19 protein-coding genes and 1 pseudogene are annotated in these 21,261 nt (G+C 57.2%); 16 read left to right on the forward strand and 4 right to left on the reverse strand.

Going from position 1 to position 21,261, the window contains the following annotated elements; all coding sequences use genetic code 11:
• The 5 genes and pseudogenes from GOV88_RS03705 to rpsD all read left to right on the forward strand — a co-directional run.
• Positions 1 to 1,052 (forward strand): TniB family NTP-binding protein (locus GOV88_RS03705; protein WP_171239577.1); only part of this gene is annotated, 1,052 nt, incomplete at its 5' end.
• Positions 1,053 to 1,077: 25 nt separating this feature from the next.
• A pseudogene (locus GOV88_RS20710) lies at positions 1,078 to 1,464 on the forward strand (TniQ family protein); the annotation flags it as partial.
• An 84-nt stretch (positions 1,465 to 1,548) separates the two neighbouring features.
• Positions 1,549 to 2,895, forward strand: a complete 1,347-nt coding sequence (locus GOV88_RS03715) for a hypothetical protein (protein ID WP_254449161.1) — start codon at positions 1,549 to 1,551, stop codon at positions 2,893 to 2,895.
• 372 nt (positions 2,896 to 3,267) lie between these two features.
• A complete protein-coding gene (locus tag GOV88_RS03720) occupies positions 3,268 to 3,762 on the forward strand; it encodes a hypothetical protein (RefSeq protein WP_171127013.1) in 495 nt (164 codons plus the stop codon).
• A gap of 199 nt (positions 3,763 to 3,961) precedes the next feature.
• Entirely contained in the window at positions 3,962 to 4,582 is a 621-nt protein-coding gene (gene rpsD / locus GOV88_RS03725; protein WP_170325974.1) for a 30S ribosomal protein S4, read from the forward strand.
• 120 nt (positions 4,583 to 4,702) lie between these two features.
• On the opposite strand, the gene GOV88_RS03730 is transcribed toward rpsD, so the two are convergent.
• A complete protein-coding gene (locus GOV88_RS03730; RefSeq protein ID WP_171239579.1) occupies positions 4,703 to 5,164 on the reverse strand; it encodes an Lrp/AsnC family transcriptional regulator in 462 nt (153 codons plus the stop codon).
• 102 nt (positions 5,165 to 5,266) lie between these two features.
• Here GOV88_RS03730 and GOV88_RS03735 point away from each other — a divergent pair, with 102 nt between their 5' ends.
• The 4 genes from GOV88_RS03735 (at position 5,267) to GOV88_RS03750 (ending at position 9,574) form a co-directional block, all read left to right on the forward strand.
• Positions 5,267 to 6,682 carry an aminotransferase class V-fold PLP-dependent enzyme gene (locus tag GOV88_RS03735; RefSeq protein WP_171239580.1) on the forward strand — a complete coding sequence of 472 codons (1,416 nt, stop codon included), beginning with the start codon at positions 5,267 to 5,269 and terminating at the stop codon, positions 6,680 to 6,682.
• Positions 6,683 to 6,747: 65 nt separating this feature from the next.
• Positions 6,748 to 7,833: a histidinol-phosphate transaminase gene (hisC, locus tag GOV88_RS03740; protein ID WP_171239581.1), complete on the forward strand. Its 1,086-nt coding sequence runs from the start codon at positions 6,748 to 6,750 to the stop codon at positions 7,831 to 7,833.
• Positions 7,830 to 8,750, forward strand: a complete 921-nt coding sequence (locus GOV88_RS03745) for a prephenate/arogenate dehydrogenase family protein (protein ID WP_171127016.1) — start codon at positions 7,830 to 7,832, stop codon at positions 8,748 to 8,750. Before hisC ends, GOV88_RS03745 begins: the two co-directional genes overlap by 4 nt.
• The gene (locus tag GOV88_RS03750; protein ID WP_171239582.1) at positions 8,747 to 9,574 is read left to right on the forward strand and encodes an extensin family protein; all 828 of its coding nucleotides are present in this window, start codon (positions 8,747 to 8,749) and stop codon (positions 9,572 to 9,574) included. The genes GOV88_RS03745 and GOV88_RS03750 overlap by 4 nt, the downstream gene beginning before the upstream one ends.
• On the opposite strand, the gene GOV88_RS03755 is transcribed toward GOV88_RS03750, so the two are convergent.
• Positions 9,571 to 10,572: a DUF2125 domain-containing protein gene (locus GOV88_RS03755; protein ID WP_171239583.1), complete on the reverse strand. Its 1,002-nt coding sequence runs from the start codon at positions 10,570 to 10,572 to the stop codon at positions 9,571 to 9,573. The two genes, GOV88_RS03750 and GOV88_RS03755, sit on opposite strands and share 4 nt — an antisense overlap.
• A 67-nt stretch (positions 10,573 to 10,639) precedes the next feature.
• Here GOV88_RS03755 and GOV88_RS03760 point away from each other — a divergent pair, with 67 nt between their 5' ends.
• The 4 genes from GOV88_RS03760 to GOV88_RS03775 all read left to right on the forward strand — a co-directional run bounded on the left by GOV88_RS03760 (position 10,640) and on the right by GOV88_RS03775 (position 14,710).
• The gene (locus GOV88_RS03760; RefSeq protein ID WP_171239584.1) at positions 10,640 to 11,170 is read left to right on the forward strand and encodes a gamma-glutamylcyclotransferase; all 531 of its coding nucleotides are present in this window, start codon (positions 10,640 to 10,642) and stop codon (positions 11,168 to 11,170) included.
• Between the two features lie 70 nt (positions 11,171 to 11,240).
• Positions 11,241 to 12,422, forward strand: a complete 1,182-nt coding sequence (locus GOV88_RS03765; RefSeq protein ID WP_171127019.1) for a biopolymer transporter ExbB — start codon at positions 11,241 to 11,243, stop codon at positions 12,420 to 12,422.
• Between the two features lie 3 nt (positions 12,423 to 12,425).
• On the forward strand, positions 12,426 to 14,105 hold the full coding sequence (locus GOV88_RS03770; protein ID WP_171239585.1) for a peptidoglycan -binding protein: 1,680 nt from the start codon (positions 12,426 to 12,428) through the stop codon (positions 14,103 to 14,105).
• On the forward strand, positions 14,105 to 14,710 hold the full coding sequence (locus GOV88_RS03775; RefSeq protein ID WP_171127021.1) for a histidine phosphatase family protein: 606 nt from the start codon (positions 14,105 to 14,107) through the stop codon (positions 14,708 to 14,710). The genes GOV88_RS03770 and GOV88_RS03775 overlap by 1 nt, the downstream gene beginning before the upstream one ends.
• A 73-nt stretch (positions 14,711 to 14,783) precedes the next feature.
• Here GOV88_RS03775 and clpA read toward each other — a convergent pair whose 3' ends face one another.
• Both clpA and gloB read right to left on the reverse strand, forming a co-directional pair.
• The gene (clpA, locus tag GOV88_RS03780) at positions 14,784 to 17,108 is read right to left on the reverse strand and encodes an ATP-dependent Clp protease ATP-binding subunit ClpA (protein ID WP_171120196.1); all 2,325 of its coding nucleotides are present in this window, start codon (positions 17,106 to 17,108) and stop codon (positions 14,784 to 14,786) included.
• Between the two features lie 175 nt (positions 17,109 to 17,283).
• Complete coding sequence (gene gloB, locus GOV88_RS03785) at positions 17,284 to 18,051, reverse strand: hydroxyacylglutathione hydrolase (protein ID WP_171239586.1); 768 nt, start codon at positions 18,049 to 18,051, stop codon at positions 17,284 to 17,286.
• Positions 18,052 to 18,113: 62 nt separating this feature from the next.
• Here gloB and GOV88_RS03790 point away from each other — a divergent pair, with 62 nt between their 5' ends.
• The 3 genes from GOV88_RS03790 (at position 18,114) to atpA (ending at position 21,260) form a co-directional block, all read left to right on the forward strand.
• Entirely contained in the window at positions 18,114 to 18,848 is a 735-nt protein-coding gene (locus GOV88_RS03790; RefSeq protein ID WP_171120199.1) for a class I SAM-dependent methyltransferase, read from the forward strand.
• Positions 18,849 to 19,160: 312 nt separating this feature from the next.
• On the forward strand, positions 19,161 to 19,721 hold the full coding sequence (locus GOV88_RS03795) for a F0F1 ATP synthase subunit delta (protein WP_171239587.1): 561 nt from the start codon (positions 19,161 to 19,163) through the stop codon (positions 19,719 to 19,721).
• Positions 19,722 to 21,260: a F0F1 ATP synthase subunit alpha gene (gene atpA, locus GOV88_RS03800; protein ID WP_171120202.1), complete on the forward strand. Its 1,539-nt coding sequence runs from the start codon at positions 19,722 to 19,724 to the stop codon at positions 21,258 to 21,260.
• Position 21,261 lies beyond the last annotated feature (1 nt).

The following is a 21,261-nucleotide window of genomic DNA, read 5'->3' on the forward strand; positions in this document are numbered from 1 at the left end:
AAACCCTCTCTTATCAAATCGACCTAAAATGTCCCATTGGCGCTGACGTCAGACACCAGATCAACCCAGTTATCGATCCTCAGACGGTTATGCAGTCGTTGCGGGCCAAGTACTTCACAAACAATCGGCACCACCAAATTACGCGTGAACTCGACCGTTTGCTTCAACCCGACCAGCAAGGTGGTAGGTTGCCTGCTCCGGAACTCCATGCAGGGGGGCTTGAGGCCAGGGGGCTTATGGTTGTCGCGAAGCCGGGGGATGGCAAAACTACCGCGGTTCACAGGGTCCTGAGTCGCCATCCGGCGCTGCAAGCGGCGACGGGGCAGGACTTGCCTCGGTACATCCGCATTCAGGTGCCAAGTCCAGCGACACTCAAAAGCCTGGGCCGCGCCATTCTTGGAGAACTTGGATTGAACGATGTTTCAGAGCGGGCTCCCGCTTGGGACATCTGGCGTGTCGTGAAGCATCGCTTGTCGTTGTCGGGCATCGTCGTGCTTTGGATTGATGAAGCCCAAGACGTTTTCCTGTCACGCTCAGCACGTGAGATTGACGACATGCTCAAAACGCTGAAATCGTTGATGCAAGGAGACCAAGCAGTGGTTCTCGTTCTCAGTGGCACTGACCGGCTTCTGGAGGTGGCGCGTTATGACCAGCAAGTTGACAGACGGTTCAGAAAAATCATGTCTCGACCGCTCGTCGTGGGCCACCACGAACAAAATCTTCAAGGCTTGATTGATACATACTGTCAGATGGCCGGCATCCGACCCAACATCGAAACGGATACACTGAGGCGACTTATCCATGGCAGCCGGGGTCTGTTCGGAAGAGCAATCGAGACTATCCTCGCGGCCATCGAACAAGCCCTCTACGAAGAGAGCTGCTGTTTGAAGCGATCTCATTTTGCGGAAGCTTGGAGCATCCAAGAAGGCTGCTCTTGGGATCAAAACGTGTTCGAGATCAATGATTGGGCAGCGCTGGAGATCGATAGCGAAGCCGAAGAGTTTGATGCAGAACGAACCCGGCGGCAACATCAGCAAGTTGGACGGGGTTGATTCATTGAGTACAATTTTGCCAATGATGCCCATTTTGCCAGGTGAGAGCTTTGTTTCATGGGTCAGTCGGTTCGCCCGTGTTCAATGTGATATGTCTGCGAAAGAGTTTTCTTCTTTTGTGCGTATTCCGCTTCAGGACCTCGCCAGGACCCGGGACAACGCGGTTGAGCAGATGCATCAGCTGACCGGCATTCCTGCGGAGCGACTTACGCAGGGCGGATAGAAACAGCTTGCCTTTCGCTACTACAAGCATCGAGCTGAAGAGTTTCATTCAGAATTCGTTGCGGGCAATCGGGTAAGTTATTGCCCGCAATGCATCTTGAACGACATCTCGGACTGCCCTCAGTCGTTGAGAATGCCGGTAGGGAAGATCAATTGGGCTTTTTCACCTGTGAGAACTTGTCCCGTTCATTCCGTTCCTTTGGTCCGAGAGCCTGGGAGAGGCCGAGGCAATCTCTTTCTGGACTTGGCTGCCCATATGCCAGACGAAGCGCGATTGGCAAAGCTGGCCGAAGTTGGGAAACAGAGGCGCGTCTCCGAAATGCAATCTTACCTTGAAGCCAGGCTTGAAGGGCGCCCAGGGCCAGAGTGGCTGGACGGGCAGCTGATTGATCTAGCCTCACGTGCATCTGAAATGCTCGGTGCGTGTATCGCATTTGGTCCAAATGCAAATCTTCCAAATCTATCGCAAGCGGATTGGGACTTGGCCGGGGAGGTTGGGTACGAGTTTACTCGACGTGGCCCTGAAGGCGTTCGAGAAGGGCTTGAAGCGGTGCAGAAGAAGACGCCATGCTCCAAGGTCCAAGCCGGGCCGCAAGGTGTGTTCGGTGTTCTATATAAGTGGATTCAGTTCAAAAAAAACCGAAAACCGATTGGGCCATTTCGGGAGGTTTTCCGTGAACATATTCTGGAAACCATGCCAATTGGTGCCGGAACGATTCTGTTCGGAGAACCCGTTTTGCAGCGGCGGCGTCATTCTGTAGTGTCACTGAGCCAGAAGTTTGGTGTGCATCCCAGAACTGTTCAAAATGCGCTGATGGTCGCCGATCTGCTGCCTGCGGACTATGATGCGAAACGGGATTTCGGAGCCATTGATGTTGAATGTGCTGAAGACCTTCTTAGGAGGATGCGGCGTTCGGTAGCGATTTCTGAGGTTCCAAAATATCTAGGCTGCAAACGGCCCCAAGTGGCGCAGCTCATCGAAGCTGGGATGCTTAAACCAATCGCGGGCTGTAGAGATGGCCGAAGGAGCATTGCTCAGGGAGTTGACGCCAACGACCTGGACAATTTCGTGAACCGCTTGCGAAGTTTCGGGCAGTCCATTTCTGAACCCTCAGAGGGTGTGTTGGGAATTGCCAACGCGGCTGAAGCCTTGAAAGTGCCCGCTGTCAGGATTGTCGAACTGTTGCTCCAAAGGCAACTAACTGGAGTTGAGCTTCTCGACGAAGAACTGCGTTACCAATCTGTACTTGTTGACGTGGCAGAAGTGGGTGAAAAACTCGGTTGCCGAACTGGTTCTCCCGGGAAATCGATTTCGGATGTCGCGCGAAAGCTTGGCCTTTCTGCCACCTCAGTCGACTTCCTTCTACGAACTCCACCAGACGGAATGGAACCGGTTCTGACAATTTGCGGACAAACTAGACACATGGGGCAGATGCGTGATCTTGTTAGCCCTGCTAGCGTGGACCGTTTCAAGGTGGACTACCAAAAGATCACCGACGTTGCGACGAGAATGGCAACAACAGTTCCGGAAGCCCGAAGGAAGTTAAAATCTCGAGGGATCTTGCCAGTTTGGGAACCCAAAGCGGCAGGAGTGGAGCTCTACAGAACCTCAGAATTCTAGAAGAACAAAAAGCTGAAGTAGCAGCCGCCCTTTGGGGCGGCTTTTTTGTTGCCCAAATTTTTTTGTGGGCGACAATGAGTTGTCAAGATGGGCGAAGTGGCCGCGGTATGACCAATGGTGATGTTAAATATATATAAAAATCAATATTTTAGATTTTGGCGGCTGCCGATTGTGGGTTATTTATGCCCAACGGAACAGGTGGCTATAATGACCCTTTCGCCGGCGGGATAGTTTCCCGCTGGCGTCCAAAAGTTGAATCTCTTTAGCCACATTTTTGTTAACAGTATGTTAACGTCTCTTTTCTGCCAGATTCTTCGCTGATAAGAACGACCACATGAGCAGTGACGTGTTGAAGGGTGCGGGCGGTACAAAATGAGAGCCGGACAAAGCGGTCGTGTAGTCATCCAATGGAAGCAGACGGAACTCGATGGGCTCGAGGCCGCACCTCTTTCGTTTCTGAACATCGGTGCTGCATGGTCTTGGCGGGGCCAGGCAATGATTTTGGTGGGCCCGGTTGAGCAGGCGGCGTCACAGACGGTGGTCATGCCGAACCAGTTTCTGTCGATAGATGATCTGGATAGTTCTGAGACAGGAGTAGTCGTTCTGACCAACGGTGCGCAGGAATTCACCGGTGTGCTGTATTCTGTACTGGACGAGCCAGCACCGGTTCTTGTCTTCGACAATGGATGCCCGGCCCGCGATCAGGACTATTGGGTGAGCGAACTTGTTCAGTTGCGGCAGTACAGCGGCGAGGCCGTTTCTGGCGATGATCGGGTCGTTGCGTTTCCTGGAAGATTGCAGGCAAATGCGGACCACCGCGAGCTTGCGCCCCTGCCTGCGGTGAATGTGGGTACCGCGCTGGACTAAGCGACCGGCAAAAGGTTTCTGAAAACTCTGGTTATGTGTCAATCGGTGTGTTGACTCTGCCGCTTCTGCGGATATAAGCGCGGCTTCATTGGTGTTGGTGGCCCCCGCAAGGGGATGCCTGTCATGGGGGAAACCTCAAGAGGACAACGCCCTTCATAGTGGCCTGCATGGGCCTCGACCTAATCGAAGGAGATCAGCCGTGACCAAACGCACGTCTGCCAAGTACAAAATCGACCGCCGGATGGGCGAAAATATCTGGGGTCGTCCGAAATCCCCGATCAACCGTCGCGAATACGGTCCCGGCCAGCACGGCCAGCGCCGTAAGGGCAAACTGTCGGACTTCGGTCTGCAGCTGCGCGCCAAGCAGAAGCTGAAAGGCTACTATGGCGACCTGACCGAGAAGCAGTTCCGCCGCATCTACGCCGAAGCCGAGCGTGTCAAAGGCGACACCGGTGAAAACCTGATCGGTCTGCTGGAGCGTCGTCTGGACGCCGTCGTCTACCGCGCCAAGTTCGTTCCGACCGTGTTTGCCGCACGTCAGTTCGTGAACCACGGCCACGTCAAAGTGAACGGCAAGCGGGTCAACATCCCCAGCTACCGCGTCAAAGAAGGCGACGTGATCGAAGTGCGCGACAAGTCCAAGCAACTGGCTGTTGTTCTGGAAGCTGTTGCTCTGGCCGAGCGTGATGTGCCTGACTACATCGACGCTGATCACTCGAAAATGACCGCGACTTTCGTTCGTGCACCGGGCCTGAGCGATGTGCCTTACCCGGTCATGATGGAGCCGAACCTGGTCGTCGAATTCTACGCGAAGAACTAATCTTCGCCGATACACATGATCCAAAGGGCCGCGCTTTCAGCGCGGTCTTTTTTTGTGGGGGCTCTGCCCCCGTCGCTGCGCGACTCCCCCGGGATATTTCTGGCCAGATGAAGAGGCGGGTCAGATCGGCAGCGGTCGACCTTCGGCAATAGCTTCCATTGCGAAATACGAGGTCACACTGTCCAGTTCGACTTTTTCGATCAAACGCTGATAGACCTTGTCATAGGCCACCATGTCTTCGGTCACCACTTTCAGTTGATAGTCATAGTCGCCGCCGATCCGGTGGAAATCCACAACTTCGGGAATGGTCAGAACGTGGCTTCTGAAAGATTGTAGCCATTCCGCAGAATGGTGCCGGGTGCGTAGCATGACAAAGACAATCAGGTTTAGGCCCAATTTCTCGCGCGAGATTCGGGCTGATGAGCCGGTTATTACCCCATCCTCGTTCAACGCCTTCAACCGGCGCCAACATGCGTTCTGCGACAGCCCGACACGATCTGCCAATTCCCGCTGTGACAAGGTCGCGTCCTTCTGAAGCTCACGCAGTATTCGATTATCTATTTGATCTATTTCTTTCGACATACCTAATCATATGACACAAAAAATCGAAAAACTACCAAAAGAACGGTGAAATTTATTTGAGTAACATCAATCATATTTGATGGTACAATACGGAGCCATAAAATGACCCTATCCAGATTTCGCGCAGCACTAGAAGCCACCACTCCTATCACAAGTCTGCGTGACGGATTGATCGGAGAGAATGCTCTGATTCCTGGTCTACATGGGGATGTTCCGCTGGTTTACGCGGATTATGTCGCCTCGGGTCGGGCGCTGCGGCAGGTCGAAGAGTTTGTCGCTGAACATGTGCTGCCATTTTATGCAAATAGCCATACCGAGGCTTCCTATTGCGGGTCCTACATGACCCGTCTGCGCCGTGAGGCACGCGCAGAGATCGCTCGCATTGTTGGTGCCAAGGAAGAGGACGCGGTGATCTTCACTGGGGCCGGCGCCACTGCGGGTCTCAATCGGCTGGTCAGTCTGCTTGGTGTGGAAGCGGCTGACCGGCCGGTTGTATTTATCGGGCCTTATGAACACCATTCCAACATTCTGCCCTGGCGCGAAAGCAAAGCGCGTGTGATCGAGATTCCTGAGGCACCGGAAGGTGGCATCGACCTCGACGTATTGGAGAGGATGCTGGTAGATCATGCCGCGTCGGATTTGATCATCGGGTCATTCTCGGCGGCATCAAATGTGACCGGCATCGTTACCGACCCGGATCCTGTGACCCGACTGCTCAAGGCTCATGGGGCTTTGTCAGTTTGGGATTATGCGGGGGGCGGGCCGTACCTGCCAATGGACATGGGGCCTGAAGATGCGCGCAAGGACGCTATCGTCGTTTCACCCCACAAATTTCCTGGCGGGCCGGGTGCATCCGGGGTTTTGATCGTCAACAAGGCTGCGGTCAAACGCAACTGCCCCAGTTGGCCGGGCGGTGGCACCGTCAGCTTTGTCTCACCATGGCGGCACGATTACAGCGAAGACCTTGCCACGCGCGAGGAAGCGGGAACACCGAACGTGATCGGAGATATTCGGGCTGCGCTGGCCTTTATCGTCAAGGATGTGGTCGGCACGGATGAGATTGCCAGAAGGGAGGAACGCTATAACCAAATGGCTTTGGACGGATGGGGCGACAACCCGAAACTGACCTTGCTGGGCGCGGATCATCCGCATCGGCTACCGATCTATTCCTTCCTTGTGCGCGACAATGCGGGTCATCCGGTTCACCAGCAACTCTTCACCCGGATGCTCAGCGACATCTACGGTATTCAGGCACGTGGGGGCTGCGCCTGCGCCGGACCTTATGCGCATCGTTTGCTGGGAATCGACCAGGCCGCGTCCGAGGGGCTGCACGCGGCTTTGTCGGCGGGGGAAGAGATGAAGAAACCGGGCTGGGTGCGTCTAAACTTTTCGTACCTGATGAGCGATGAGACGGTTCAATTCATAATCGACAGCGTCAATGACCTGTCCCACCGGACCGAGGAATTCGCGCCCTATTACGATGCTGATCCGGCAACGGCCCGCTTCAAAGCGGCGTGACGGAATTGCCGCTTTTCTCAAGGCGTTGAGACAGGTATGAGAGGCTTCAATAAACGGAGCCTCTTATGACAAAGATCACCCCGCAACCCGGCATTATGGACATCGCGCTCTATCAGGGCGGACAGTCGCATGTGGCCGGGGTCAAGCATGTGATCAAGCTGAGTTCCAACGAAAACCCGTTTGGTCCCAGTCCCAAGGCGATTGAGGCTGTGCGCGACAGTGCGGCCACCCTGCATCGTTATCCCAGCACCGATCACGCCAGCCTACGCGCTGCGATTGGTGCGCGCCACGGTCTGGACTCGGCGCGGATCATTTGCGGTGTCGGCAGCGATGAAGTGCTTCAATTCGTGGCTCAAGCCTATGCTGGCCCGGGGGATGAGGTCATCTATACCGAGCACGGCTTTTCTATGTACCCCATCATCGCAAAGATGGCGGGGGCAACTCCGGTCATGGTGCCCGAGACGGACCGTCGCGTGGATGTCGATAATATTCTGGTGGCCGTAACCGGGCAGACACGGATCGTGTTCGTGACCAATCCGGGCAACCCGACCTCGACCATGATCCCAGAGGTCGAGTTGGTGCGCTTGGCCGAGGCCCTTCCGCAATCGTGCCTGATGGTCATCGACGGGGCCTATGCGGAATTTGTCGCAAATTTCGACGGTGGGGCAGCGCTGGTGGACCGGTTCGAGAACGTGATCATGACCCGGACGTTCTCCAAGATTTACGGGCTTGGCGGGATGCGCGTCGGCTGGGGCTATGCCGCGCAGGCGATTATCGATGTGTTGAATCGGGTGCGCCAGCCCTTCAACCTGTCGCTGACTGCGCTGGCGGCGGCCGAAGCAGCGATCAAGGACGAAGAGTATCTGACCTTCTGTCACACGGAAAATGCGCGGCTGCGGGTGTGGCTGGCGGATGAACTTGCCAAGATCGGCGTGCCGTCGGACGCGTCCAGCACGAATTTTATTCTCGCGCGGTTCCGCGATCAGGTCGAAGCTGAGGCATGTGACGATTACCTGAAAACGCAGGGTTTGATCGTGCGCCGTGTGGCGGGTTACAACCTGCCGAACGCTTTGCGGATCACCGTGGGCGACGAAGAAGCCTGCCGCCGCGTCGTCGCTGCGATCACTGAATTCAAAGAGGGCGCCGCATGACCCCAGTTTACGACCGTGTCGCGCTGATTGGGCTGGGCCTGATTGCATCTTCGATGTTCTGGGCCATCAAACGCGCGGGTCTGGCGGGTGAGGTGACGGGGTACGCCCGGTCCCACGCGACGCGCGAAACCGCGCGCAAGATTGGCCTGTGCGATCGGGTCTGTGATACGGCTCAGGAGGCCGTTAAAGGGGCCGATCTGGTCGTTCTCTGTGTGCCGGTTGGCGCGATGGGCGCGGTAGCCGCCGATATAGCGCCAGTATTGAAGCCGGGTGCAACCGTATCGGATGTGGGCTCGGTCAAGCGCCATGTGATTGAGGCGGTGTCGCCGCACATCCCCGACAGCGTGCATTTCATCCCCGCGCATCCCCTGGCGGGAACCGAGCATTCCGGCCCCGAAGCCGGTTTCGCTGAGTTGTTTGACAACCGCTGGTGTCTGTTGGTCCCGGTCGAAGGCACCGACCCCGAAGCCGTCGCGCAATTGCGCGCATTGTGGGAGGGGATGGGCTCAAACGTAGATGAGATGGATGCGGATCACCACGATCTGGTTCTGGCCGTGACCTCGCATGCGCCGCATCTGATCGCTTATACGATGGTGGGCGTTGCTGATGACCTTCGGCGAGTAACTGATAGCGAAGTCATCAAGTATTCCGCTGCCGGGTTCCGGGACTTTACGCGTATCGCAGCGTCGGACCCGACCATGTGGCGCGACGTGTTCCTGACCAACAAGGACGCAACGCTGGAAATTCTTGGCCGCTTTACCGAGGAGCTTTTCGCCTTGCAGCGGGCTATTCGTACCGGTGACGGTGATCAGTTGTTTGACTATTTCACACGGACCCGCGCGATCCGCCGTGGGATCATTGATGCGGGGCAGGATACAGATGCGCCCGATTTTGGACGGGGGAAAGCTGGCTCATGATAGGTGTCCAAAGGGTTCTGGCGGTTGGAATTGTGGCGCTCAGCGCCTCGCTTTCGAACGCGGCCCCTTTGGAACATTCCCTGATCCCCATGGTGCGACCCTCTGCGGCCCCGGTCTTGGCCTTTGCAAGCCCGACCCCATCCAAGATTCGCCCCGAGTTGCGCCCTGTTTCAGCTCAGGTTCTGGCGGTCGCTGCGCGCCCGGTGAATGTGCCGACGCTTGGGCCAGATACGTCCCTTATGCCCTATCTGCGCCCGAAAGCGCTGGAACAGGAGGCGTTGTTCAAAAAGCGCAAGCTTCGCAAAGGGTCAGTCTGTGGTGATATTCAAATACAGGGCAAGGCCGTTGGCAAGGTTCCCGGCAAGATCAAGGCCTGCGGGATCAAGGATGCAGTTCAGATCACGTCCATATCGGGTGTCGCGTTAAGTCGCCCGTCGACAATGGACTGCGGTACGGCGATTGCTTTGAATGAATGGGTGGACAAGACGGTTATTCCGACTTTCAAACGACGTGGTCCGGTGGTCGAACTGCAAGTCGCGGCGCACTATGCCTGCCGGACCCGAAACAATCAAAAGGGCGCGCGTATCTCTGAACACGGTAAGGGGCGCGCAATTGATATCTCTGGCTTCAAGATGGCGGACGGAGAGGTCGTGACCGTGCTGAACGGGTGGCGCAAGAACCCTTCACAGAAACAGTTGATCAAGATCTGGCGCGGCGCGTGCGGGCCGTTTGGCACAGTGTTGGGGCCAAACTCAGATCGGTATCACCGCGATCATTTCCACTTGGACACGGCGCGCCATCGCCGTGGGGCATACTGCCGTTAACGCAGGATAAGGCGCGGTGCGGGCCCAAGGGGCAATGGGCCCAAGGCAACAAACCCGTCTCGGAAATTCAACTGCATATCCAGCGCATTGGGATTGCCGCCAAGCCCTGCCATGAAATTCAATGCGCGTGTCACCGGGTTGACGGCCTGATCGGGCAGGGCACCCGCGGCATTGGCCATAGCGACCATGTCCCGCCAGTTCTCGGCCTTTATCGCGATTTCACCGGTTGGAATGCCCTGATTGTCAACGTCCAGTTGACCAGTCGCGAACAGGCGTAGCGCACCCCATTTCATCTCCGCCAGGTGGAGGTCGATCTTTTCTGGCTGGGGCCTGCTTTGTTCAAGCGCCGAGCGATCCCACACCTTGTCGAAGGTGGTTGTCATGTCCAATTCCAACGTCTCGAATGACTGGGGCAGGGTGGTTGCTGAACGCATGAGATCACGCAGGTCGTCACCGGGGGTAAAGCCGTCAATTCGCGCGCTGATGTTATAGGCTTCTGGCAGATCGGTTTGTTCCATGACCAAGCCAAGAGTCTCGCCGCCTGCCAGCGCCTCGGCATCGTCTGTGATGGCCCACGGTCCTGCCGTCAGTGCCATCTTTTCCAACACAAGGGCCACACCGGGTTGCAATTGTAATTCTGCCTGAAGGTCACTGGCTTGAATTGTTGCAGTCTGATCGAAGTAGGACAGGCGCTGCGGCGTGTCGGCGAACCGCAGCATTTGACGACCCGGCCAGATTGCAGGGCTTTGGAATTCAATCCAATCCGCGCTCCAGGCGGTGCCGTTGACGGGATCGGCGAGGGCTGGATTGTTCAGCCGTGTGACGTGATGCGTTGGGTAGCCCGCGGTTTCAACGGCAGAGAAGTCCGCTTGCCAGCCCATTTCTTCCTGCTTGTTGAACCAGGTCGTTATTGCGTTACGCAGCCCAAACCCGGCGATGAGCCAGTACGCGCTCCAGATCGCGAATACGAATATGACTGCTCTGATCAAACCGCGCATGGCAGTTGGCCCTTTTTCCCGCCTTGGAATTGATGTTTATAGGCGCAAACGAGCAAGGACCAGTGCAATGACAATGTGGGTATTCGGATATGGGTCGCTTTTGTGGAATCCCGGCTTTCCCGTAGCCCGAAGCGAACATGCCACCTTGCACGGATATGCACGTTCATTTTGCATGAGTTCGATCCACCATCGCGGCACCGAAGAAGACCCGGGGCTGGTTTTGGCTTTGGATGAACAGGCTGACGCGAGTTGCACTGGTCTGGCCCTTGCAGTTGAGGCGGGGCACGAGGATCGCACGTTGCAGGAATTGCGCGACCGCGAACTGATCTCATCGGCCTATGTTGAGAAAATGCTGGGCGTGCATCTGCACGATGGAGAGGTCGTGACGGCGGTGACCTATGTCATCGACCCCGACCATGTGCAGTACTGCGGGGGGATGCCGCTGGAGGAGCAGGCGCAGATCATCGCGTATGCGGTTGGGGGGCGCGGTCCGAATACAGAATACCTTTATAATACGGCTGAACACCTGGCCGAGATTGGCCTGCACGATCCTGATCTTGAGTGGTTGGCGCAACGGGTGCGGACCATTGCCGCATAAACCCTTGGCGTAACCGGCGGAATTTCGCTAGATTCAGCGCAGAGCAGGAAAAAAACCGGGAACCACGCGCATGGCGCAGGCACATCAGGGCGCGAGACCGCATTTCTCGCAACCCATTCGCCAGATCGTAACGATGCTGGTCGCGATTGGTTTGGCGGGGTTGGGCGTCTTCATGGCGACGCCATATGTCCTGCCGGTCTTTTACGCAAACCCTTACCTGAACGGGTTCATCCTGCTGGTCTTTGTGGTCGGCGTCTTTGCCTGTTTTTATCAGGTAACCCAATTGATTGGCTCGGTCCGGTGGATTGAGGCGTTTGTCGGCGGTGTTGTCCGCGAAGATGCCCGCACCCCGCAGCTTTTGGCCCCCTTGGCGTCGCTGCTGCGCGAACGCGGTGCGCGGTCTCAGATCAGTTCCAGTTCGACACGGTCCATTCTGGATTCGGTGGCCGAACGGGTGGAAGAAGAGCGCGAGATCACGCGCTACATCACCAACGTGCTGATTTATCTGGGCCTTCTGGGGACTTTCTTTGGATTGGCCACCACGGTTCCAGCCATTGTCGACACGATCCGCAGCCTTAATCCGCAGGAAGGCGAAGAAGGTCTTGCCGTTTTCAACCGCCTCATGGTCGGGCTGGAATCGCAGTTGCAGGGCATGGGCGTTGCGTTCGGATCCTCGCTTTTGGGGCTGGCCGGATCGCTGATCGTGGGTCTGCTAGAGCTTTTTGCGGGGCACGGACAAAACCGGTTCTATCGCGAACTGGAAGAATGGCTGTCCTCGATCACACGCGTTGGATTTGCCGCAGGGGATGAAGGCAGCAGCGCCGAGCTGGCGGTCCTGACCCCGGTTCTGGATACGATGTCGGAACAGATGAACGCGCTGCAGGACCTATTTTCAGCGCAGGAGCGCGACCGTGTGGAGTTGTCGGCCAAGCTGGGCCAACTGGTCGACGTGATTGGCGACATGAATCAAAGGCAATCCGAAAGCGAAGGAGTCACGGCTGCGCTGGAACGTGTTGCGCTGGGACAGGATGCCTTGCTGGATCATATGCGCGAGCAGGGGACAGGCGACGGTATCGATGCCGAAAGCCGGATGCGCCTGCGGTCGATGGACGTGCAACTGCTGCGGATACTCGAAGAGATTTCGGCAGGCCGTCAGGAAAGCATGAGCGAATTGCGCAAAGATATCGAGTTGCTGGTCAAGGCGCTCACACTTCCCCGAGGCGCCGTGCGTACCGCTCCGGAAGGAGAGTAAGCCATGGCGCTGTCCCGTCGCACTGGTCAACGGTTCCAGGGGTCGGTCTGGCCCGGATTTGTGGACGCGATCACCGGGTTGTTGATGGTTCTCACATTCGTGCTGACCATTTTTATGGTCGTACAGTTTGTCTTGCGCGAAACGATCTCGGGGCAAGAGGATGAACTGACGGCGCTGTCTGATGAAATCGCTGCGCTCGCCGGAGCTTTGGGTTTGGAAGAGCGTGAAAACAGCCGTTTGCAAGCAAGACTAGGGGTTTTGAATTCAACTTTAACGCAGGTCGAAACTGAACTTGTTCAAGCCCAAATTCGCCTAACGGACTTCGAGGATCAGGTCACCGCGCTATTGGCGGAACAAGAGCGGGCGGAAGGCGCCATTGCGGGGCTTGAGGCAGAGCGCGATGAACTGTTGACCGAGCAAGACGCGTTGAATCTGGCGCTTGCCCAAAGCCGCGCCGAGATTGACGAACAGACCGAGGCCGCGCGCCTTGCCGCTGCCCGGCGTGAGGCTCTTGAAGCGCTGATCGCTGATCTTGAGCAAACCGAGACTGCACAGTCGGCGCTTATCACGGAACTTGAGGACCAACTGAGCGCCGAAGAAGCTGCAAGACTGGCCGAAGCCGCCGCTGCCGAAAACCTGCGCAACAGGTTGCAAGACGCCGACGCCGAATTAACGGCTATGACGCTGGCCCTTGAGGCGCAGCGCAAAGAGGCTGAGGACACTCTGACCCTTTTGGCGGCGGCGCAAGCTGCAAAGGCTGAATTGGAGCGGCAGTTCGGAGAGTTGAGCGCGCAAGACCTTCAGGCCCGGCTAGAGGCTGCGCTTGCCGCGCAGGTCGAAGCGCAGGATGAGGCTCAGGCGCAGCGGACGCTGGCCGAAGAACGCGCAGCCCTGCTTGCGGTCGCGCGCGACACCCTTTCGGTTGAGCAGACGATTTCCGAAAAAGCGCAGCGTGAGGCGGCCTTGTTAAATCAGCAAATGGCCGCTCTGCGACAGCAATTGGGCGGGCTGCAGGCTTTGCTTGACGACTATGAAGAGCGCAATGCGGCTGCGGATATCCAAATCCAGTCGCTGGGTCAGGATTTGAATGCGGCCCTCGCGCGCGCTGCGTCAGAAGAACGCCGTCGCCGCTTGCTCGAGGAAGCCGAACGCGCCCGTTTGGAAGCCGAAGCTGAGGCATTGTCAGGTCAGAACGAGGAACTGGTGGCCCAAGCAGAGGACCTGCAACGCTACCGCTCAGAATTCTTTGGTCGGTTGCGTGATGTTTTGGGTGATCAGGAAGGTGTTCGGATTGAAGGTGACCGGTTCGTATTTTCGTCCGAGGTTCTTTTCGACACAGGTTCGGCCGTTCTGTCCGGGGAAGGGCAGTTAGAAGTCGCCAAAGTTGCAAGTATTCTGCGAACCGTAGCGGCAGAGATTCCAGACGGCTTGAACTGGGTTATCAGGGTCGATGGCCACACGGACAACGTACCGCTGGCTGGGACAGGGCGTTACCGCGATAACTGGGAATTGAGTCAGGGACGGGCCCTGTCGGTGGTGCGTTACATGGTGGACGCGCTAGGCATCCCGCCCGAACGGCTGGCAGCCAACGGTTTCGGAGAATTCCAACCCGTCAACCCCGCCGACACGCCAGATGCCCGCGCTCAGAACCGTCGAATCGAATTGAAGCTGACCGAGCGGTAATGGACCTGTCCAAGGGGCGCGTCGCCCGATACCTGACACATCCTCAGGTTTCGATTGATCCTGCAGTCGACGTGACACGCTGGTCGTTAAACGAAACAGGCAAAATTCGGGTAATGCACTTGGCCGAGAACCTAGGAGCATTGAAACATACCACGCGTATTGTCAGCAGTCTGGAGGTCAAGGCCTTGGAAACGGCCCAGCCCTTCGCTGACGCGCTGGGGATTGGGGTCGAGTTGAACCCCGAGATGCATGAGAATGACCGTTCAAGCACGGGTTTTCTGCCCCCTGACGTATTCGAAGACGTCGCTGATCAGTTCTTTGCGCAGCCAGAGTGTTCAGTACGGGGATGGGAACGGGCCATTGATGCGCAGGCGCGAATATTGAACGCGGTGAAGGCGTGTTTGCCCAGCGGCGATGGCGGCGACATTCTGTTTGTTGGTCACGGAGGTGTGGGAACTTTGCTTTACTGCGCCTTGTCCTGTCTGCCGATTGACCGCCGCTATGATCAGGGCCCGAACGGAGGCGGAAATTGGTTTCAGTTCAGTCTTGATCAAATGAAACCGCTGCAAGGTTGGCAACCAATGGAGACGTTGTCAGGGCTTTAATCGTTCTGCCACAGGTTAGAAAAAGCCCGCCAATCAGAAGATGGTGGGCTTTGTGTCAGTGTTAGTGGAATTCTCAGTCCGCTGTTAGCAATGGCGGCTTGTCGCCCGGGATACGCGGCTGATCGGGGCCGAGAATTTCCAGGTTCAGATCACCCTTCTTGACCGAGACACGGACCACACCGCCCTTGGCCAGTTTGCCGAATAGCAACTCCTCGGCCAGCGGTTTCTTGATGTGCTCCTGAATGACCCGGCCCAGTGGACGCGCACCCATCTTGTCGTCATAACCCTTGTCGGCCAGCCATTCGGCCGCTTTGGGTGTCAGGTCGATGGTCACGTTGCGATCCAGCAACTGGGCCTCAAGCTGCAGGACGAATTTCTCGACAACCTGCAGAATGACCTCTTTCGGCAGCGGTGCGAATGAGATCACAGCGTCCAGTCGGTTGCGGAACTCAGGCGTGAAGGTCCGCTCGATCGCGGCGGTGTCTTCACCTTCGCGGCGGTCCCGCCCAAAGCCGATTGCGGCCTTGGCCTGTTCCTGTGCACCCGCGTTCGAGGTCATGATCAGCACCACGTTGCGGAAATTCACCGTGCGGCCGTTGTGATCTGTCAACTCACCGTGGTCCATCACCTGCAACAGGATGTTGAACACGTCCGGGTGCGCTTTCTCGATCTCGTCCAGCAGCAGCACGCAATGTGGATGTTGATCAACGCCATCGGTCAGCAGGCCACCCTGATCAAACCCAACATAGCCCGGAGGCGCGCCAATAAGACGGGATACCGCGTGTTTCTCCATGTATTCCGACATGTCAAAGCGCAGCAGTTCCACGCCCAGCGTATCCGCCAGTTGTTTCGCCACCTCGGTTTTACCCACACCGGTCGGACCGGCGAATAGGTAGTTGCCGATGGGTTTCTCAGGCTCACGCAGGCCAGCCCGCGCCAGTTTGATCGCGCTAGAAAGCGCCACGATGGCGTCATCCTGCCCGAACACCACCCGTTTCAACGATGTCTCAAGGTCTTTCAGAACTTCGGCATCATCTTTGGTGACGTTCTTGGGCGGGATGCGGGCAATCTTGGCGACGACAGCCTCGATTTCCTTGACGCCGATCGTCTTACGGCGCTTACTTTCGGCCACCAGATGCTGTGCGGCACCCGCCTCATCAATCACGTCAATCGCCTTGTCGGGCAGTTTTCGGTCGTTGATGTACCTTGCCGACAATTCCACCGCCGTTTTGATTGCGTCCGCGGTATATTTGATGGCGTGATGCTCTTCGAAATAGGGCTTGAGACCGCGCAGGATTTTCACGCTGTCCTCGACCGAAGGCTCGTTCACATCGATCTTCTGGAACCTACGGCTGAGCGCACGGTCTTTTTCAAAGTGCTGGCGGAACTCCTTGTATGTGGTCGAACCCATGGTACGCAGCTTGCCGCCCTGCAGCGCGGGTTTCAGCAGGTTCGACGCATCCATAGCGCCACCAGACGTGGCACCTGCACCGATCACCGTGTGAATTTCGTCAATGAACAGCACGGCGTCGGGATGCTCTTCCAGTTCGGTCACAACCGCTTTCAACCGCTCTTCGAAATCACCGCGATAGCGGGTGCCCGCCAGCAATGCGCCCATGTCGAGCGAATAAATCGTGGTCTCGGACAGCACATCGGGGGCTTCACCCGCGACGATTTTATGGGCCAGACCTTCGGCAATGGCGGTTTTGCCAACACCGGGATCCCCCACCAGCAGCGGATTGTTCTTTCGGCGGCGGCAAAGCACCTGAATGCAGCGCTCAACCTCATCAGAACGTCCAATCAGCGGATCGACATCCCCGGCACGGGACTTGACGTTCAGATCGACGCAGTATTTTCCAAGCGCGCTTTCTTTCTGCTCGCCTTCGCCCGCAGTGGATTGAACTTCTTCTTCGACCTGATCCGCGCCTGAAACCGACCGGTTCTCGCCATAGGCGGGGTCTTTGGCAACACCATGCGCGATGAAATTCACCGCGTCATAGCGGGTCATGTCCTGTTCTTGCAGGAAGTAGGCTGCGTTGCTTTCGCGTTCAGCAAAGATCGCAACCAACACGTTGGCACCGGTCACTTCGGTCCGGCCCGAGCTTTGCACGTGGATCGCGGCGCGTTGGATGACACGCTGGAAGGCCGCCGTTGGAACAGCTTCGGATCCGTCAATATCCGTGACAAGGTTCGACAGGTCTTCGTCGATGAATTCGACCAGAGTGCTTCGCAGTTCATCCAGATCAACGCTGCAGGCTTTCATGACGCGGATGGCATCAGGTTCTTCCAACAGCGCCAGCAACAGATGCTCCAGCGTTGCAAATTCATGTCGCCGTTCGTTCGCAGCAGCCAAGGCCGCGTGAATGGCTTGTTCTAATGTGCTCGAGAATGAAGGCACGCGGGTGCTCCTCTGTCTTGGGTCGGAAGGGGCGCGGGCTTTAGGCCGGATCCCCATCCCAACCATGTCCTCATACTATTAGAGTTTGGTTGATCGCGGCCCGGCTTCAAGGGTTTTCTTTCACTTGACAGTCACATTTATTGTGACCGTGGCCGTGAAGAGCGCGAAATAAGCACTAAAAGCGATCTTTTCTAGCCCGGATTTCTGCGAAAACTGCAGCAGGATCGGCATTTTCCATCCCAAGATGCGCCTGAATCGCCGGATCTGTGGCGCGAAGGAACGGATTTGTGGCCTTTTCCAGCGCCAATGAGGACGGCACTGTAGGCTCATTAGCGGCGCGGGCGCGTGCGATATCTGCGACACGCTCCAGCAGGGCCGTGTTATCAGGATCGACAGTTAACGCGAATTTCCCGTTGGACTGCGTGTATTCGTGACCCGAGCATACCAACGTGTCATCGGGCAGGGCGGCCAGTTTCGACAGCGAGGCCCACATTTGCGGCGCGGTGCCTTCAAACAGGCGTCCGCAGCCAAGGGCCATCAGGCTATCGGCGGTGAAAACGACAGAGCTCTGTGGCATGTAGAATGCGATATGCCCGACTGTATGGCCCGAGACATCCATGACCTGCACGGGCTCTCCACCAATCTCGAACTGGTCGCCCTCGGCAACCTGTTGATCCAGCGGTGGCAGGCGATGTGCGTCGGCGGCAGCGCCGATCACCTTGGCCGGGTGTTTCTCGAGAATGGCGGGCAGGCCGTCCACGTGGTCGAAATGATGGTGGGTTAACAATACATGACTAAGCGTCCATCCCCGGTTTTCCAGTTCGGCCAGAATGGGGCCGGCCTCTGGCGCGTCGATCAATGCGGTGTTGCCGCTTTCTGCGTCATGGGCCAAAAAAGCGTAGTTATCGCTTAGGCATGGGATGGTGACGATCTCAAGAGGCATGGCCTTTTGCCCTTTCGTTGCTAGACTGCGCCGAAGCTAAGCCGATTGACCGGGTGTCCGCAATGCATCTTGATGTGCAGGATCTGAGGAACTTTTACTACCGCAGCACCCTGGGTCGTGCGGCGCAGGCTGCGATACGCGGGCGTTTGACGGAATTATGGCCCGAAGCCAAAGGGCAAACAGTGGTCGGCTTCGGCTTTGCCGTCCCGCTGCTGCGACCCTATCTGACTGAGGCGCGGCGTGTGATCGGTTTGATGCCGGGCCCTCAGGGCGTGATGCCCTGGCCTGCGGGGATGCCCAACGTGTCCGTCCTGACGGAAGAGACACTGTGGCCGATTGAAACGGGTCATGTCGACAAGCTGGTCGTCATGCACGGTCTTGAGACATCACAGCGCCCCAGCGAATTGTTGGACGAATGCTGGCGTGTCTTGGGACCCGGAGGTCGGGCATTCTTTATTGTGCCCAACCGGGCGGGGCTATGGTCGCGGACAGATCGCACGCCTTTTGGATTTGGCCGCCCTTATTCGGCGTCGCAGCTTGAGAGCCAGCTCAAGTCCCATCACTTTATTCCGGAAAACCACTGCTCGGCTTTGTATCTGCCGCCATCGTTCCGTCGATTTTGGCTGAAATCCGGAAGCTTGATCGAAAAAACCGGACAACGTCTGCCGACGATCATGGCGGGTGGGGTGTTAATGGTCGAAGTGACCAAGCATATCCGACCGCCCAGCGGCAGCGTTACGAAAGACGCCGAACGGCGTCCGATCAAGGCGCTTGATGGTCTGCTGAAACCGGCCTAGGCCAAGCCAGGCGTTTTACGCCGCGTCGGGCGTAGAAATTGCGGCAAAAAGGCCGCAGGAATCGCAAAAACTTACAGTTTGGTAACATTTTTCGCGCCCTCCAGCAGGAAAAAAGGGTCGCACCCACCGTAAGTGCTTGAAATGGCGTATTTTGTGGATAACGCGGAGGGGATTATAACGTATTGCTAGCTGGGTTCGGCTCTGCTACATCCCCGGTGATTTTGATCCCCGGCCGTAAGGGCGGGGTTTCTTCACGCCCCCGGGATGGCTGCGCGCGCGGTTTTTCGGGGCCTAATATTCGGAAGGGTGGACGTGTCCGAACCAGCTTCGATTTCCACTGGCATAGCTGAACGCTATGCCACGGCGATTTTCGAGATCGCGAAAGAGAACAAGGACCTTGCAGGTCTGGAAACCGGAATCAACGATTTGGCAGCAGCTTTGGGCGACAGCGCCGAACTGCGCGACCTGATTGCCTCGCCTCTGGTTTCGCGCGCCGAACAGGAAGGCGCCATTACTGCAATTGCCGATAAAATGGGTCTGAATGCCATCCTGCGTAATACGCTGGGTCTGATGGCGCAGAAACGCCGCCTGTTTGTTGCACCGCAACTAATTCAGGTTCTGCGCGACATGCTGGCCGAAGAGCGCGGCGAAGTGACCGCCGATGTCGCCTCGGCCAAGGCGTTGACTAAGACGCAAATCGATAAACTGTCCAAAACGCTGTCCGAGCGTGTGGGCAAAACCGTGACAATCAATGCGACCGTTGATGAAAGCCTCATCGGCGGTCTTGTCGTTAAAGTCGGCTCGAAGATGATCGACAGTTCGATCCGTTCGAAGCTGAACTCCCTACAGAATGCAATGAAAGAGGTCGGATAAATGGGAATCCAAGCTGCAGAGATTTCTGCAATTCTGAAGGACCAGATCAAGAATTTTGGTCAGGAAGCCGAAGTAGCCGAAATCGGCCGCGTGCTGAGCGTCGGCGACGGTATCGCCCGCGTATACGGCCTGGACAATGTGCAAGCCGGTGAGATGGTCGAATTCCCCGGTGGCATCATGGGCATGGCCCTGAACCTGGAAAGCGACAACGTCGGTGTCGTTATCTTCGGTTCTGACCGTGACATCAAAGAAGGTGACACTGTTAAGCGCACCAACTCGATCGTGGACGTTCCGATTGGTGACGAGCTGCTGGGCCGCGTTGTTGACGGTCTGGGCAACCCGCTGGACGGTAAAGGCCCGATCAACGCGTCGAAGCGTGGTGTTGCGGACGTCAAGGCCCCCGGCATCATCCCGCGTAAATCGGTGCACGAGCCGATGGCAACCGGCCTGAAATCGGTTGACGCGATGATCCCGATTGGCCGTGGCCAGCGTGAGCTGATCATTGGTGACCGTCAGACCGGTAAGACCGCCGTGGCTCTGGACACCATCCTGAACCAGAAAGTCTATAACGACGCAGCAGGCGACGACGAGTCGAAGAAACTGTACTGCATCTACGTGGCTGTTGGTCAGAAGCGTTCGACCGTTGCACAGCTGGTGAAGAAACTGGAAGAGTCCGGCGCGATTGAGTACTCGATCGTTGTGGCCGCGACCGCGTCTGACCCGGCACCGATGCAGTTCCTGGCACCTTACGCCGCGACCGCGATGGCTGAATTCTTCCGTGACAATGGCCGCCATGCGCTGATCATCTATGATGACCTGTCCAAACAGGCTGTGTCTTATCGTCAGATGTCGCTGCTGCTGCGCCGTCCGCCCGGACGTGAAGCTTATCCTGGTGACGTTTTCTACCTCCACTCGCGCCTGCTGGAGCGTTCGGCCAAGCTGAACGAAGATTTCGGTGCAGGCTCGCTGACCGCTCTGCCGGTGATCGAAACGCAAGGTGGTGACGTTTCCGCCTTTATTCCGACCAACGTGATCTCGATCACCGATGGCCAGATCTTCCTGGAAACCGAACTGTTCTATCAGGGCATCCGTCCTGCTGTGAACACCGGTCTGTCGGTTTCGCGTGTGGGCTCGTCGGCTCAGACTGACGCGATGAAGTCGGTTGCCGGTCCGGTTAAGCTGGAGCTGGCTCAGTACCGCGAAATGGCTGCGTTTGCGCAATTTGGTTCCGACCTTGACGCGGCGACCCAGCAGCTGCTGAACCGTGGTGCGCGTCTGACCGAGCTGATGAAACAGCCGCAGTACTCGCCGCTGACCAACGCGGAAATCGTTTGCGTTATCTTTGCGGGCACCAACGGTTACCTCGACAAGATCGACGTCTCGGACGTTGGCCGCTATGAGGCCGGTCTGCTGGCGCACCTGCGCGGCAAGCACGCCGACCTGCTGAAGTGGATCACCGACGAAGATCCGAAGATCAAAGGTGACGCGTCCGACAAGATCAAGGCAGCGATCGACGAATACGCCGCGACCTTCGCGTAAC

It is taken from the genome of Ruegeria sp. HKCCA5491, assembly GCF_013034565.1.
In the GTDB taxonomy this organism is placed as follows: Bacteria; Pseudomonadota; Alphaproteobacteria; order Rhodobacterales; family Rhodobacteraceae; genus Ruegeria.